The following is a 14,433-nucleotide window of genomic DNA, read 5'->3' as shown; positions in this document are numbered from 1 at the left end:
ACCGGGAGATGATCCACATCGGACCACGCAGCAGCATCGCACGGGGCAGGGAAGCGGCGCCGCCGGACGACCGCAGCCAGCTCGTGATCGACACCGCCCTGGGTGTGGTGGTGCTGATCGTCGTGGGGACGGCCGTCACGGCGAACGTCGGCGGTGACGGCACCGTGAGTCCCGCCGCGTACGCGTTCGGGGCGCTCTTCGGTGCGCTGATGCTCGTGCGCCGCCGCCTGCCGGTCACGGTGCTGATCGTGACCGCGGTCGCGCTGCTCGGCTACTACATGCTCTCCTATCCGCCCATCGGGTTGGCCGTTCCCGTGGCCGCGGCGCTCTACTCCGCCGCGGAATGCGGCCGGCTCTACTGGGCGTGCGGCACGGCGCTGGCGCTGCTCGGCGTGTCCACGGCCGTGCGAATCGGCCAGGGCGACGACCTGTCGTACGTGCTCGGCCTCGAAACCCCGACCTCCGCGACCCTGATGCTCGCCGTGATCGCGCTCGGCGACAGCGTGCGATCCCGCCGTGGCTGGCGGGCCGAATTGGACAGACAGACCGCTGCGGCCGCCCTGGAACAGGAGACCGAGGCGACCCGCCGGGTCGAAGAGGAGCGCGTGCGCATCGCCCGCGATCTGCACGATCTGCTCGCCCACACCGTGTCGGTGATCTCGCTGCACACCGACGTCGCCAGGGAGACATTGCACGACGAGCCCGCCACCGCGGAGCGGTCACTCGTCGCGGCGCGCACGGCCTGCCGGGACGCCGGCAGGGAACTGCGCGCGACGGTCGACGCGCTCCGCGCCCCGGACGCCGAGAACAGCGAGCCGGGAAGCGCAGGCGCACGTCCCGGGCTGAACCGTCTCGAGGAACTCGTCGACACCGCCACCGTCGGAGGGCTGCACGTCGACGTGCACACCGCCGGCACCCCGCGCACACTGCCGGTCGTCTCGGACGTGACGGCCTATCGTGTCGTGCAGGAGGCCTTGAGCAACGTGCTGCGGCACGCCGACGCCACCACGGCGACCGTGGCCGTGGATTACGGCGAGGACGTGGTGACGGTGCGGGTGAGCGACGACGGCCGGGGCGCAGCTGCCGCGGACCCTGCCGGCGGCTGGGGCATCACCGGCATGCGCGAACGCCTGACGCTGCTCGGCGGCACCCTGCGGATCCGAACCCGGCCGGGAGAGGGCTTCAACGTGACAGCACGCATTCCTGCGCGGGAGGACTCGTGATTCGGGTCGTGCTCGTCGACGATCAGCACCTGATCCGCGCAGGACTGCGGACCCTGCTCGAACGGGCTGCCGACATCGACGTCGTGGGAGAGGCCGACAGCGCGGACACCGGCGTCGCCGTCGTCGCCACGGAGCGTCCCGACGTGGTGCTGATGGACATCCGCATGCCCGGCGCCGACGGGCTGGACGCCACCCGGCGCATCGTCGCCGACCCGCGGCTGCGCGCCGTGCAGGTCGTCGTGCTCACCACGTTCGACACCGACGAGAACATCCTGCAGGCGATCCGCGTCGGTGCGGCGGGATTCCTGCTCAAGGACGCGACGCCGGACGAGCTGCGCGACGCGGTGCGGATCGTCGCGCGCGGCGACGCCCTGTTGTCCCCGGCCGTGACCCGGCGCGTCATGCGTGCCGCCGCGGAGGGACCGGCCCCCGTAGCGGCCGGCCGGCTGGAGGTGCTCACCGGGCGGGAACGCGAGGTGCTGGCCGAGGTCGGCGCGGGCCGTTCCAACGGGGAGATCGCCGAGCGCCTTTTCATGAGCCCGGCCACCGCGCGCACGCATGTCGGCAGACTGTTGACCAAACTCGACGCCCGCGACCGCTCACAACTCGTCGCGCTGGCCTACGAGACCGGCCTCGTCGCGCCGGGCCGCCACGACGACTGACGTAACACCGCGTTCCGACCTACCGCACCGCCGTCAGCCGTCAGCCGTCAGCCGTCAGCCGTCGACGATCAGCTTGACCACGTCGTCGATCGCCGGGCCTCATGCCGCACGGTGACCCTGATTTTCCAGCCGGTCCGCGATCCAGACCTTGATGACTGACTGCCGAGTCACACCCAGCCGCTTGGCCTCTCTGTCCAGCGATTCGATCATCCACGCCGGGAAGTCGACGTTGACCCGCCGCTGCTCGGCGTTCGGACGCCTGATCCCGGACAGATCGAGGTCCCCGGTCACGTCCTCGCCACGGTCGAAACGCTCGTCGAACTCCTCAGCCTTCATAGAGCGCTACCTCCTCGTTGCGCGCTCCGCGCACTGAAATGATCCTCGTTCGGCCACCTCGATACGTCACGACCGCCGACCAGTGCTTTCCGTCGATCATGCCGATGACGAGCCACCGAGGTTCGTCGGTGGCACGGGCCGGCACCTCCACGAGCATCGGATCCGACCACAACGCCTGCGCTGCATCGAAGTCGATGCCGTGCTTAACCCGGTTAACTCCGCTCTTGCGCGGATCGAATTCGAAGTCCACGGCTCCCTCGACTTGGTATAGAAACTATACCCATTTGTGGGTCAGCGCGCCACACTTCAGCCGTCAACGATCAGCTTGACCACGTCGTCGATCGCCGGGCCCGCGGCGACCTCGGCAGCCAGTTCGCCTGCGCGGCGGCGGTACGACGGGCCGCTGAGCACGCGGCGAGCGGCCGACCGCAGGGCGGGCACCGGGATCGAACCCCGCGCGTAGCCGAGGCCCGCACCCGACCACGTCACACGCGCCGCCACCTCCGACTTGTCCTCACTCGCGCCCACGACGACCAGTGGCACGCCGTGGCGCAGCGCGTGGTTGACGCCGCCGTAGCCGCCGTTGGTGATCATCAGGTCGCACCGGGGCAGCAGTTCGTCGTACGGCAGGAAATCGGCCACGCGCACGTTGGCGGGCAGCGGATCGACGTCGGGCTCGGCTCCTCCGGTCGTGACGACCACGAGCACGTCGTCGTCGGCGAGCGCCTCGATGGCGGGGTCGACGAGACGTCCGAGGTCGCCGTTCGCGATCGTCCCCTGCGTCACGTGCACCACCGGCCGCTCCCCGCCGAGCTCGTCCCACCACTCCGGCAGTGCGTACTCGCGCGCCGAGCTGGTCGTGGTCGGGCCGATGAAGTGGACCGGCGCGGGCAGCGGGCGCGGATACTCGAAGCCAGGGCTCGTCATCTGCAGTACGCCGTCGCTGCGCATGGGCCAGTCCATGAAGGACAGATCGGTGTCGACACCGACGAGCTCACGGATGTGCCGTCGCGCGGTCGCCCTCGCCGGTGCGGTCATCCAGCCCATGAACCGTCGCAGCGCCGCGCCGTGCAGGCGCTCGCCGAGCCCGCGCGGCGCGGGCCGATACGGCGTCGGCTGCGTCAACGGCACGAACCCGAGCACCAGGACCCGCGGCGCGTCCCGACGGAGGACGAGTGCCATACCGGCGGCGAACAGCGGATCGCAGAGCACGACGTCGACTCCGCGGGCCAGCACCTCGTCGACCGCCCGCAGCTGCCCCGGCATCGCGCCCGCGAACGTGGCGAGGTCGAACCGGCCCAGTTTCGGGCCGCGTAGTCCCGCCCTCCCGGGGATCGAGCCGTTCAGGTCGGTCTCGTCGAAGTCGACCTCGTCGTCGAGCACGGTCACGTCGGCGCCGATGTCGGCGAACGCCTGCTCGTAGCGCGCGCCGGTGACCACCGCGACGTCGTGGCCCGCGGCGAGGAGCGCGGCGACGAGCGGTTTCGTCGGCCCGACATGCCCGCGTGCGGGCTGCACACATACGAGAACCGAAGACATGACAGACCTCCGCGGGCTACCTCGCTGGCGACATTTCGTCGATACGCTGTATCGTCGAATTTCGATGGTAGCCGAATCCGACGCATCGCGCCGCCCTCGTCGGCAGTACGAGTCCCCGGTACGACAGGAACGCGCCGAGCGCACCCGCGCGCACGTGATCGCCACCGCCGGACGACTGTTCGCCGAGCACGGCTACGCGGCCACGAGCATGCGGCGGATCGCCACCGAGGCAGCGGTCGGACTCGAAACGGTGACGCAGACCGGGCGGAAAGCCGACCTGCTGCTCGCCGCGTTCCGCTCCGGCTTCGCTGGCGATCCGGACGCCGTCGACATCACCGCGCTCATCGGCGGCTTCCCGGGCGGCGCCGAACCGGGCCACACAGAACCGGGCAGCGCTGGAGCGGGCAGCACAGGACCAAGCAGCGCTGGAGCGGGCGGCGGCACCGACCTGGTCGAGGCGATCACGACCGCAACGGCCCGGCTGGCCGACGGGCTGCGCGACTCGCTGGGCATCTGGCGTGCGTTCACGGTCGCCGCGGCTGCCGACGAGACGGTTGCCGCCGCGCGGGCGGAACTTGCCGGCCTGCGCCGAAGGGAGATCACCACGTGGCTCGAGGCGTCCGAGAGCGCGGGCATGCTGCCGACCCGGGACGCCACGTCCCGAGCACGCCTCGCCGACATGCTCGGGCTGCTCACCTCGCACGACGCCTACGACCACCTGGTGACCGTCTGCGGCTGGCCCCACGACGACTTCGCCTCCTGGACCTCCGCCGCGATCCTCGACCGGCTCCGCTCGCCGTGACGACCGGCGCAGACTGCGGCGCTGCGGCGCCGCCGCACCCCCGGCGAACTCGGCGAAGCAGCCCCCTCGAACCGGTGACCATGCTCACGAGGCGGCACCTGGACTCGGGCGAACCGGAGCGTGGGCGCTATCCTTCCGCGCGTGGAGATTCTGTTTACGACGCTGCTGATCCTGGCCATCGTCGCCTCGATGTGGTTCGCGGGCTACGTCGTCTACCGGCTGTACACCGACAGCTGAGCCGACACGGTCCGGCAGCAACAGCACCTGTCACCAACGCTGAGTAGGGCTTACTCCGATGTCGAGCGGCGACGAGGCCATCGAGGCCGCAGCGCAACGCGCTGAGAAGACGGCCCACCGCAACCTTCCGCAGCTGGAGGATCTGCCGATCCCCGGCGACACGGCCAACCTGCGCGAGGGCGCCGACCTCAACGACGCGTGCCTGGCACTGCTGCCGCTGATCGGCGTGTGGCGCGGCGAAGGCGAGGTCAACTACCCGACGATGGACGAGCCCGTGCGTGTCGCGCAGCAGCTCACCATCGCCCACGACGGCCGCCCGTTCCTCTACCACGAGGCGCGGTCCTGGCTGCTCGACGCCGACGGGAACATCATCCGTCCCGCCGCGCGCGAAACGGGATTCTGGCGCCCGCAGGCCGACGACACGATCGAGCTCGTGCTGTCGCACTCCTCCGGCATCGTCGAGCTGTACTACGGCAACACCCGTGGACAGTCGGCGTGGCAGCTCGCCACGGACGCCGTCGTGCGGTCGCAGACCGCCAAGGAGGTCACGGCCGCCGAACGGCTGTACGGGATCATGCCCGACGGCAGCGGCAACCTCGGCTACGTCGAGGAGCGCGCCATGGTGGGCCACCCGAAGACCCCGCACGTCTCCCTCGTCCTCGAACGCGTCGTCGGCTGAGGCTCACACCTCCGAGCAACACCCGTTCAGCCCAGCGTGCGCGTGCCCCCAGGGGCACCTTTGCGGCACTCAACGCCACCAAGGCGCCCCTGGGGGCATCTGCCTCAGCCGTGCGGGTCACTCCGCGTGGTTGCGCACCTCGCCCACCTGCGCACCAACAGGGCTCAGGTGGGCGAGGTACTCACTCGTACTGCGCGTCGTAGGCCTTCGCCAGTTCGGCGTGGATCTCCACGGCGGGATCGTCGGCCAGCCGGACGTCGTCGAGCGTGTGCACCCGCGTCAGCTTGCGCACCGACGACGCCAGCATCAGCGCGTCCCCTGTGACCAGTTCGTCGGCCTTGAGCTGCGTCACCTCGGTCTTCCAACCGGCCCGCTCCGCCGCGCGGAACACGTCGCCCTGGGTCGTACCGGGAAGGATGCCGTTCGTGGGCGGCGGCGTGTACAGCGTCCCACCGCGGGCCAGGACGACGTTCGACGTCGGACCTTCGAGCACGTACCCCTCCGTGCTCGTGAAGATCACGTCCGCGGCGCCGCGCCTGCGCGCCTCCCGCTGCGCCGCCATGTTCACCGAGTACGACAGCGTCTTCGCGCCGAGCAGCAGCCACGGCGCGCGCTCCATCAGGTCCGCCTCGAACCCGCGGTTCAGCGTCACCACGCCGATGCCGTCGCGCCGCGCCTGCTTCGTCGACTCCGGGATGTCGGTTCCGTACGCGAACGCCGTCGGCTTCTCGTCTGGGTCACCGTCGATGCCGCGGGTCAGCACGATCTTCAGCGCGAGCTCGACGTCGGCCGGCCAGTTGTCGATGACCAGGCGCACCACCCGCTCCCACGCCTCGCGGTCCGGCGGCGCCATGTCCATCTTCGCGGCGGACCGGGCGAAGCGGTCCAGGTGCGCGTCCAGCTCACGCGGCACTCCGTTGGTCACGAGGATCGTCTCGAAGATGCCGTCGCCACGCACCAGGCCGAGGTCGTCGACACGGATGTGAGCCTGGTCGGGGTCGGCGAAAGTACCGTCTAGGAAAGCGAGGACGCGCATGGGCTTCACCGTACCCAGCGGCGCGGCGAACGCTACCGGCCATCGTCCCGGACTCCGACATACGATCGCGGTATGACGTACTCCTCGCCCCTGTCCGAACTGCCCGGCGCCGTCGCAGCACCCGACGACCACCCCGAGGCAGGCGTGCCGTGGCATTGGGGTGATCCGTTCGCCGAACAGCGCACCGCCGTGCGCGCCGCGGCGGTCGTGGATCGGTCGCACCGGCACGTGATCACCGTCGGCGGTCCGGAACGACTGTCGTGGCTGCACCTCGTGCTGTCGCAGCACGTGTCCGAGCTGCCCGCCGAGACCGGCACCGAGGCGCTCGTCCTCGACGCCCACGGCCACATCGACGCGCACATGGTCGTCGGATACACCGGCGACGTCGTCCACCTCGACACGGACCCCGACTCGCACGCCACGAGCGCCATGCCGAACGGCGGCAAGCAGACCCTGATCGACTACCTGCAGGCCATGAAGTTCTGGTCCGACGTCGACATTCGCGAGGCCACCGGCGAATACGCCGTGCTGACGCTCCTCGGTCCGGACTCCGAGCAGACGTTGGCCGCCCTGGGCGGCGACACTCCCGTCGAGCTGCCGGCCGAGCCGTACGCGATCGCCCCGCTGCCCGGCGGCGGGTTCGCCCGCCGCATGCCGTGGCCCCGGCCGGGCGCCATCGACCTGCTCGTCCCGCGCGCCGACCTCGTCGACGTCTGGAAGCGCATCACCGACGCGGGCGCGCGGCCCGCGGGCTCGTGGGCGTTCGACGCGCTCCGGGTCGAGTCCCAGCGGCCGCGCGTCGGCGTCGACACCGACGACCGCACCATTCCGCACGAGGTCGGCTGGATCGGCTCGGCCGCCCACGTCGCGAAGGGCTGCTACCGCGGGCAGGAGACGGTCGCCAAGGTGTTCAACGTCGGCAGGCCGCCGCGCAACATGCTGCTGCTGCACCTGGACGGGTCGATGGAGGTCTACCCCGAGACCGGCGACCCCGTGCTGCGCGGCGACCGCACGGTCGGCCGCGTCGGCAGCGTCGCCCAGCACCACGAGCTCGGCCCGATCGCGTTGGCGCTGATCAAACGGTCCACCCCGGTGGATGCCGAACTGATCACCGGCTCCGGCGACGAACGACCGCAGGCGGCCATCGACCCCGATTCGGTGCCCCAGGAGGGCGCCGCACCGGGCCGCGAGGCCGTGCAGCGGCTGCGAGGGTGACATGATCACCAGAGCCCCGGAGGTGTCCGGCCTCTGGTCCAGATCGACGACGTAGAGCAGGATGAACCCGTGATCGAAGTCCGGCCCGGCGGGCGACGTCGCATCGACCGCGTCCTCGCACCCGGTTACGCGAGCGAACCGGAGGCACTGCCGCTGCCGACCTTGCGGGAGCGGCGCGACGAGGCCGCCCAGGAGGAGACCGACCTCTCCTACCTGCGCAGACTGCTGCACGCCCGGATCGACATCGTCAAGGCCGAGCAGCTGCGACGGAGCTCGGACGACCCGGGCGACGAGGACGTCGTCGCCCGGCTCACGGCGATCCTGGCCGACAACGCGCTCGGGCCCGCGACGGGTTCGGGCAGACACCAGACGCTCGAGCCGACACGTGCGGGCGAGTACCGCCGCGCGGCCGAGGCTCTGGTCGGCGACGCGAACCTGTCGGACGTCGTGTCGCTGTCCGACGACCGGCTGGCCGAGACGCTCGACTCCTACCGGGAGCAGGAGGGGTCGGTGTCGCAGCGCAGGCGGGAAGTACAGGCCGTCGTCGACACGTTCAACGCCGAGATCGCCCGCCGGTACGCCCGCGGCACGGCGTCGGTCGACGAACTGCTCGACTCCCAGCGTTCCGTGTCCGGCCCCGACAACGAACAGGACCCTGCATGACCGCGCTCGTCGAAGTGGTGCGCTCCGGATTCGTCGAAAGCGTGCACCACGGCAGCGTCGTCGTGACCGCACCCGACGGCTCGGTGCGCGCGTCGCTCGGCGACGTCGACGAGCCGATGTACCCGCGGTCGTCGAACAAGCCGCTGCAGGCACTCGGCATGCTGCGGGCGGGGCTGGACGTGGCCGACGACGACCTGGCACTGGTGTGCGCCTCGCACAACGGGGAGCCCGAGCACGTCGAGCGTGCGCTCACCCTGCTGGCCAAGGCCGGACTCGACGAGGACACCCTGCACTGCCCGCCCGACACGCCCCGCGACCGGCCAGCGGCCGAGCGGCGCAGGGCCGCGATGAACTGCTCCGGCAAGCACGCCGGGATGCTCTCGACCTGCGTGTCGGCCGAGTGGCCTACGGCGACCTACACCGACCCCGAGCACCCGCTGCAGCGCGCGATCGCGGAGACGGTGTCCGAGGCGACGGGCGAACCGATCGCGTGGACCGGCGTCGACGGATGCGGCGCCCCGCTACTGGCCTACTCGCTGACCGGCCTGGCGCGCGCGTTCGGGCGCCTGGTCACGGCGGACTCCGACGACCTGCGGCGGGTGGCCGACGCCATGCGCGCGCATCCGTGGCTGGTCGCCGGCACCGGCAGGGAGGACACGGTGTTGATGGACGCCGTGCCGGGACTGCTGATGAAGGGCGGCGCCGAGGGCGTACACGCGTTCGCGCTGGCCGACGGCACGGCGGTGGCGCTGAAGGTCGCCGACGGCAACGCCCGCGCCCGCGAGCCGATCCTGGTCGAGGCGCTGCGACTGCTCGGTGCGACGCCGGCAGGCGAGGCCGTCGACCGCATGGCCGTCGGCGCCGGTGTCGTCACGGGTGCCGACCGCGACGTCGGTTCACTCCGCGTGACCACCGCGTTGGCGGACGCTCTGAACTGACACTTTTACGCGCCAACGTGTCGGTGGGGGTGGTGGCCGGGCCGGCGGGTGGGCGCCCCGAAGGTGCCCTTCGGGGCACGAGCGGTCTCCGCGCTCAGTTGAAGCGTTCGCGGGCGGCCAGCTCGCCCCAGTAGTCGCGCAGCGTCTGGAAGATCTCGCCGACCTCGTCGACGTCGCCGTTGCGGAGCGCCTCGAGCAGCATGTGCACCTCGTCGGCGGACGTGTCCGACTCGAGCGTCAGGTCGTCGACGAGCTGCACCAGCCCGCCGTAGTCCAGCTCGACCGCAGACGCCGGGTGGAAGTTCCCCAGCCACCGGTGCGTCTCGCTGAGGATCTGCACCGGTCCCGCGTCGTCGCCGAGCGCGTTGCCCACCAGTTCCTCGGCCTCGCCGACCCGGCGCAGGGCGTCGGTCATCGGCGCGCGCCACGACAGTTCCCGCTTCGGATCGCCCTGCCCCGAGCCGAGCTCCAGCCGGAACTGCCTCGGGTCGACGAGCGAGAACCACGGCAGCGGCACCGTCCACGTCGTCGACAGCACGTGCATCGACGTTCCGTAGAGGTCGCGCAACGCCGAGTTGGCGCGCGACTTGATGCGGTCCTCCGGCGCCCCCAGCGCGTCGACCACGGCGCCCCGCAGCGCGGGGTGCGCCTCGCCGAGGAAACCGACGAGCGCGGCGGCCGACCGGGGGCGGATCTCCAGCGGGCACACGAGCGGCCCCGGCCCGACCTCGGCGCTCGCCTCGGTCGGCACCTCCTCGGGATCGAGCACCAGCACATCCGGCAGTGAGGACGACTCCTTGGGCAGGATCCGCGGGTTCTCACCAGCCTGTGACTTCAGCCACATGACCATCTCACGCTCGCCCGCGTCGGGCCGCGTCAGTGCGGCTTCCTCGACCGCGCGAGACAGCCGCTCGTCCGGTGGCTCACCGAAGGCGACGAGCGGTTCGTAGACCCGCAGATAGGCGACGAATGGTCGGAGCACCCCGGAATCCTGGCACGCCGCCGGGGTGGCGCGGGCATCGGCTGGCCCGTCCGAACGTGATCTACATCAGTGTCGCGTCCCGCACACCGCGCCACGTCGCGTCCGGCCCGGGGGACACGGTACGGTGTCCTCTAGGAAATAGTTGTCGAGACGACGCGGGGCCGCCGATTTCCCCCGGCCGCCCCGCCCCTGCGCAAGGGGGTCGAGCCATGGGGCGCGGCCGAGCTAAGGCCAAGCAGACGAAAGTGGCCCGGGAGCTCAAGTACAGCGTTCCCACCACGGACCTCGAGGCACTTCAGCGAGAGCTGTCGAGCAACTCCTCGGACCAGAACGGCCATGAGGACGAGGAGCGGTACGAAGACCCGTACGACGACGGGTACGACGACTATCGTCGATGACGCAGGCGAATGCGGGGGTGGCACCGAGCGGATCGGTCGCCACCCCCGCATTCCGCGTGCCCAATGACACCTCAAGGGAGAGAACGTGCCGGAAATCCAGCGGATCGGTGTTGTCGGTGCGGGCCTGATGGGCTCGGGTATCGCCGAGGTACACGCGAGGGCAGGGCTGGACGTCGTGGTGAACGAGGTCAGCCAGTCGGCGCTGGACGCCGGGAAGGCCAAGATCGAGAAGTCGCTGCAGCGCGCGGCGAAGGCGGGCAAGATCGCCGACGCCGACGTCGAGGCGACGCTCGGGCGGCTGACGTTCACCACGGACATCGAGACGTTCGCCGACCGTGATTTCGTCGTCGAGGCCATCCTCGAGCAGGAACAGGCCAAGACGGAACTGTTCGGCAGGCTCGACAAGGTCGTGGCGAGCGACAGCGCGATCCTGGCCTCGAACACCTCCTCCATCCCGATCATGAAGCTGGGCATGGCGACCCGGCGACCAGAGCACGTCGTCGGCGTGCACTTCTTCAACCCGGTCCCGGTGCTGCCGCTCGTGGAGCTGGTCGCCTCGGTGCGCACGGCCGACGACGTGGTCGCGCGCGCCGAAGCGCACGTCACCGGCGCGCTCGGCAAGACGGCGATCCACTGCCAGGACCGCGCGGGCTTCATCGTCAACGCGCTGCTGGTGCCGTACCTGCTGTCGGCGATCCGGATGTACGAGGCCGGGTTCGCCTCGGCCGAGGACATCGACGAGGGCATGGAGAAGGGCACGGCGCACCCGATGGGCCCGCTGCGGCTGTCGGACATGATCGGCCTGGACACGATCAAGGCCATCGCGGACTCGATGTACGACGAGTACAAGGAGCCGACGTACGCGGCGCCGCCGCTGCTCATGCGCATGGTCGACGCCGGGCTGCTCGGCAAGAAGTCCGGCCGCGGGTTCTACGACTACAGCTGAGCATTCGCGCGAGTGCACGGTCGCGACGCCTGGCACTCCCACGAGTGATCACCGGCCGCCCACGCCCGCGTTCCGGGTCCTACGCTGCGAGACATGAACGACACGCAACTGCGCGTCGGCCTGGTCGGCGGTGGGCCGTGGGCGCGGACCGTGCACGCACCGGGCCTGGCGGATCATCCGGCGACGAAACTCGAAGCCGTGTGGACGCGACGTCCCGAGGTGGCGAGTGAGCTCGCCGAGGCGCACGGCGGGTCGGCGGCAGGCACGTTCGAGGAACTGCTGGACGCGGTCGACGCGGTGGCGTTCGCGGTTCCGCCGTCGGTCCAGGGCGAGTTCGCCGAGCGTGCCGCACGGGCCGGTAAGCACGTCATCCTCGAGAAGCCGTTGGCGGGCGATCCGGAGACGGCCGAGCGCATCGCGGCCGCTGTCGACGAGACCGGCGTGACGTCGCTGATGATGCTGACGATGCGCTACACGCAGCAGACCCGCGAGTGGCTGGCCGGGATTCGCGAGGCCGGCGGCTGGACGGGCGGTGCCGCGCGGTGGCTGTCGGGGGCGCTGCTGGGCGACACCTACGGCACGGCGGGATGGCGCGTCACCGACGGCGTGCTGGTGGACGTCGGGCCGCACGTGATCGATCTGATGGACGCCGCGCTGGGCCGGGTGACGGACGTCGTCGCCGCCCACCGGACCGACGCAGACCTGTGGCACATCGTGCTCGAGCATTCCGGCAGGGCGACCTCGACGGTCAGCATGTCGACCCGCGTACCGGTGCGGCCGACCGCGGCGGAGTTCACGGTGTACGGCGAGCACGGGTTGCGGACACTGGCACGCACCGCGGGCGCCGCGGCCGAGGCGTACACGGCACTGCTCGATGATTTCGCGGCACTCATCGCGACGGGCGTGCGAGACCACGAGTGCAACGCCGCCAGGGGTGTCCACCTGCAGCGGATTCTCGGCAAATGCCTGATGGCCGCCGAAACGAGCCCCGCATAACCGGCCGCGGCCGCTGATCGGTTCCCCGGACACCCGGAGTGGGATAACTCCGCGGGGACCGGCGGACACCGGGCATGCATACCCTTTCTGGACATTCCGGCCGTCGGAGAATACCGGGTGAGTGCCGCGATACCGCGACTTCCGGAAAAGGGGGCCCGCGAATTCGCCCGGCCGGACCACCTACGAACGGATGGTGTCACGGGGCGCGAGGTTCGCCTGCCGGAACTCCCTGTTAACAACGGGAAAGCGCGACGGAAACAGCGGCCGGAAAATCGGGGCAAAACGAGGCTCGGATACCACCGAATCCGATGTCGGGACAAGCTCTGAAAAGTCACGACGATCGACTGTGTGCACCCTCGCGGAACCTTTGCGATTCTTTCCTTGGCGCGCGAAAAGCAAGGGGGTCCGTCGCGTGGAATTCTTGCTGCACCATTTCGGCCGACTCATTCCCGTCGGTGTGACGATGTTGATTCCGGCCTCGGCGGCGTGGCTGATGCTCGTCTCCCGCAGGCGCCGGCGGCTCCCGGTGCGGCAGGCCGTCACGACGGCGAGCCTCGACACGGTGATCTGCCTGGTGATCGGCTGGATCCTGCTGCTGGTCGCGATGCCGACGGCAGGCGAAAGCCGGGTACACCTGATCCCCGGTACGGATCTCCTCCCCGTGACCGCCGACGACGAGGCGGCCTGGCAGTTCGCCGCCAATCTCGGCTTGCTGCTGCCGCCGGCGATGTTGCTGCCGCTGCGGTGGGCGTGGTGGCGCAGCATTCGCCGGGCCACGGCGTGGGCGTTCGCCGCGTCCTGCGGCATCGAACTGTTGCAGTACGTCGCCGCCATCGGACGCGTCGCCTCCGTCGACGACGTCCTGGTGAACACAGTCGGGGCGATGGTCGGCGCGACCGTCGCCGCGTGGATCACGCGGCCGGACGTCGGGGTGCTCCCACCAGTCGCCCACCGCCGCCCAGCCCGGGCAGACGGCTCCCACCGAACAGACGGCCGGACACGTGGCGACACCCGTGTTGCGTCCTCCGGGGCCCGTGTTGCCGATCCGGGTGCCCGTGTTGCGGATTCCGGAGCCCGTGTTGCGCCCTCCGGCGGCCGTGTTGCTCCCGCCCGTCGCCCGACAGCCGCCCCTCACTGACGCGCTGGCGCGCGGCAGTGGGCGTTGAGTGCCTCCTGAGGGCCGCTGTTGCGGATCCGGGTGCATTGCGAGTCGAGAAGAGTCCGTAGCCCCGAACCCCGCACCGAGTGCGCGCGAGCTGACGTGTGACGCCAACCTCGCCGGATGCGGCGGAAACTCAGTCGTCGTTGCGGGCGCGGCGGCCCCGCTTGATGTCCGAACGGCGCTTCTTCGCGGCGATCCGGCGTTCCTTCGAACCCCGTGTCGGTTTCGTCGGCTTGCGCTTCCTCGGCGGTGGCGCGGCCGCCTCGCTCAACACGTTCGCCAACCGCTGCCGGGCGGCCTCGCGATTGCGGAGCTGCTCCCGGTGCTCGGCGGCCACGACCGTGAGCACCCCTGCGGCCAGGCGACGGTCCAAGCGGGCCAACAGCCGTGGCCGCAACGACTCCGGCACGGCGACCGACCGCGCCACGTCGAACGACAACTCGACGCGCGAGGACGTCGTGTTCACCCCCTGACCACCGGGGCCGGAGGCGCGCGAGAACCGCTCCGACAGTTCCCCCTCGGGGACGACGAAGCCCGGCGTCACACGCAGTTCGTTCACGTCAGCCACGATGTCCTGCCCGCCCGGGATGTGTCGAGCGCATTCGACGGCGACGCGGGG

At 70.8% G+C, this 14,433-nt stretch carries 17 protein-coding genes; 11 read left to right on the top strand and 6 right to left on the bottom strand.

Annotation, left to right across the window (positions count from 1 at the left end):
- The first annotated feature begins 8 nt into the window (after nucleotides 1–8).
- Complete coding sequence (locus FB384_RS27300; protein WP_183781737.1) at nucleotides 9–1,223, top strand: sensor histidine kinase; 1,215 nt, start codon at nucleotides 9–11, stop codon at nucleotides 1,221–1,223.
- Nucleotides 1,220–1,885, top strand: a complete 666-nt coding sequence (locus FB384_RS09725) for a response regulator transcription factor (protein WP_183781735.1) — start codon at nucleotides 1,220–1,222, stop codon at nucleotides 1,883–1,885. Before FB384_RS27300 ends, FB384_RS09725 begins: the two co-directional genes overlap by 4 nt.
- Nucleotides 1,886–1,984: 99 nt before the next feature.
- On the opposite strand, the gene brnA is transcribed toward FB384_RS09725, so the two are convergent.
- Genes brnA through FB384_RS09710 form a run of 3 tightly spaced genes read right to left on the bottom strand, consistent with a single transcriptional unit; the run spans nucleotide 1,985 to nucleotide 3,760 of the window.
- Complete coding sequence (brnA, locus tag FB384_RS09720) at nucleotides 1,985–2,221, bottom strand: type II toxin-antitoxin system BrnA family antitoxin (RefSeq protein WP_183781733.1); 237 nt, start codon at nucleotides 2,219–2,221, stop codon at nucleotides 1,985–1,987.
- The gene (locus FB384_RS09715; RefSeq protein ID WP_183781731.1) at nucleotides 2,211–2,471 is read right to left on the bottom strand and encodes a BrnT family toxin; all 261 of its coding nucleotides are present in this window, start codon (nucleotides 2,469–2,471) and stop codon (nucleotides 2,211–2,213) included. Before FB384_RS09715 ends, brnA begins: the two co-directional genes overlap by 11 nt.
- Nucleotides 2,472–2,527: 56 nt before the next feature.
- Complete coding sequence (locus tag FB384_RS09710; RefSeq protein ID WP_183781727.1) at nucleotides 2,528–3,760, bottom strand: glycosyltransferase; 1,233 nt, start codon at nucleotides 3,758–3,760, stop codon at nucleotides 2,528–2,530.
- A 64-nt stretch (nucleotides 3,761–3,824) separates the two neighbouring features.
- Between FB384_RS09710 and FB384_RS09705 the strand changes: the two genes are divergently transcribed.
- Together FB384_RS09705 and FB384_RS09700 are read left to right on the top strand one after the other, a co-directional pair.
- A complete protein-coding gene (locus tag FB384_RS09705) occupies nucleotides 3,825–4,562 on the top strand; it encodes a TetR family transcriptional regulator (RefSeq protein WP_183781725.1) in 738 nt (245 codons plus the stop codon).
- Between the two features lie 295 nt (nucleotides 4,563–4,857).
- On the top strand, nucleotides 4,858–5,478 hold the full coding sequence (locus tag FB384_RS09700; protein WP_183781722.1) for an FABP family protein: 621 nt from the start codon (nucleotides 4,858–4,860) through the stop codon (nucleotides 5,476–5,478).
- A gap of 181 nt (nucleotides 5,479–5,659) precedes the next feature.
- Here FB384_RS09700 and FB384_RS09695 read toward each other — a convergent pair whose 3' ends face one another.
- Nucleotides 5,660–6,514 carry an aminodeoxychorismate lyase gene (locus FB384_RS09695; protein ID WP_183781719.1) on the bottom strand — a complete coding sequence of 285 codons (855 nt, stop codon included), beginning with the start codon at nucleotides 6,512–6,514 and terminating at the stop codon, nucleotides 5,660–5,662.
- Nucleotides 6,515–6,586: 72 nt separating this feature from the next.
- Here FB384_RS09695 and ygfZ point away from each other — a divergent pair, with 72 nt between their 5' ends.
- From ygfZ to FB384_RS09680, 3 genes are all read left to right on the top strand, one after another.
- Nucleotides 6,587–7,729: a CAF17-like 4Fe-4S cluster assembly/insertion protein YgfZ gene (gene ygfZ / locus FB384_RS09690; RefSeq protein ID WP_183781716.1), complete on the top strand. Its 1,143-nt coding sequence runs from the start codon at nucleotides 6,587–6,589 to the stop codon at nucleotides 7,727–7,729.
- 69 nt (nucleotides 7,730–7,798) lie between these two features.
- Complete coding sequence (locus tag FB384_RS09685) at nucleotides 7,799–8,392, top strand: RsiG family protein (RefSeq protein WP_183781714.1); 594 nt, start codon at nucleotides 7,799–7,801, stop codon at nucleotides 8,390–8,392.
- Entirely contained in the window at nucleotides 8,389–9,330 is a 942-nt protein-coding gene (locus tag FB384_RS09680; RefSeq protein WP_183781712.1) for an asparaginase, read from the top strand. Before FB384_RS09685 ends, FB384_RS09680 begins: the two co-directional genes overlap by 4 nt.
- Before the next feature lie 94 nt (nucleotides 9,331–9,424).
- On the opposite strand, the gene FB384_RS09675 is transcribed toward FB384_RS09680, so the two are convergent.
- Nucleotides 9,425–10,312 (bottom strand): hypothetical protein, encoded by an 888-nt coding sequence (locus FB384_RS09675; protein ID WP_183781709.1) that lies wholly within the window; start codon nucleotides 10,310–10,312, stop codon nucleotides 9,425–9,427.
- Nucleotides 10,313–10,521: 209 nt separating this feature from the next.
- Here FB384_RS09675 and FB384_RS09670 point away from each other — a divergent pair, with 209 nt between their 5' ends.
- The 4 genes from FB384_RS09670 (at nucleotide 10,522) to FB384_RS09655 (ending at nucleotide 13,790) form a co-directional block, all read left to right on the top strand.
- Nucleotides 10,522–10,710, top strand: coding sequence for a DUF3073 domain-containing protein (locus FB384_RS09670; RefSeq protein WP_183648247.1), 189 nt, complete (start codon nucleotides 10,522–10,524; stop codon nucleotides 10,708–10,710).
- 85 nt (nucleotides 10,711–10,795) lie between these two features.
- Nucleotides 10,796–11,656, top strand: coding sequence for a 3-hydroxybutyryl-CoA dehydrogenase (locus FB384_RS09665; RefSeq protein WP_183781706.1), 861 nt, complete (start codon nucleotides 10,796–10,798; stop codon nucleotides 11,654–11,656).
- A 93-nt stretch (nucleotides 11,657–11,749) separates the two neighbouring features.
- Nucleotides 11,750–12,652 carry a Gfo/Idh/MocA family protein gene (locus FB384_RS09660; protein ID WP_183781703.1) on the top strand — a complete coding sequence of 301 codons (903 nt, stop codon included), beginning with the start codon at nucleotides 11,750–11,752 and terminating at the stop codon, nucleotides 12,650–12,652.
- Nucleotides 12,653–13,064: 412 nt separating this feature from the next.
- Nucleotides 13,065–13,790, top strand: coding sequence for a VanZ family protein (locus FB384_RS09655; RefSeq protein ID WP_183781700.1), 726 nt, complete (start codon nucleotides 13,065–13,067; stop codon nucleotides 13,788–13,790).
- Nucleotides 13,791–13,947: 157 nt separating this feature from the next.
- On the opposite strand, the gene arfB is transcribed toward FB384_RS09655, so the two are convergent.
- Nucleotides 13,948–14,373, bottom strand: a complete 426-nt coding sequence (arfB, locus tag FB384_RS09650) for an alternative ribosome rescue aminoacyl-tRNA hydrolase ArfB (protein WP_183781697.1) — start codon at nucleotides 14,371–14,373, stop codon at nucleotides 13,948–13,950.
- Between the last annotated feature and the right edge of the window lie 60 nt (nucleotides 14,374–14,433).

The organism is Prauserella sediminis, assembly GCF_014195435.1.
Classification (GTDB): domain Bacteria; phylum Actinomycetota; class Actinomycetes; order Mycobacteriales; family Pseudonocardiaceae; genus Prauserella; species Prauserella salsuginis.
Note: the sequence above shows the minus strand (reverse complement) of the source record. Positions and strands in the feature narration are given on the sequence as shown.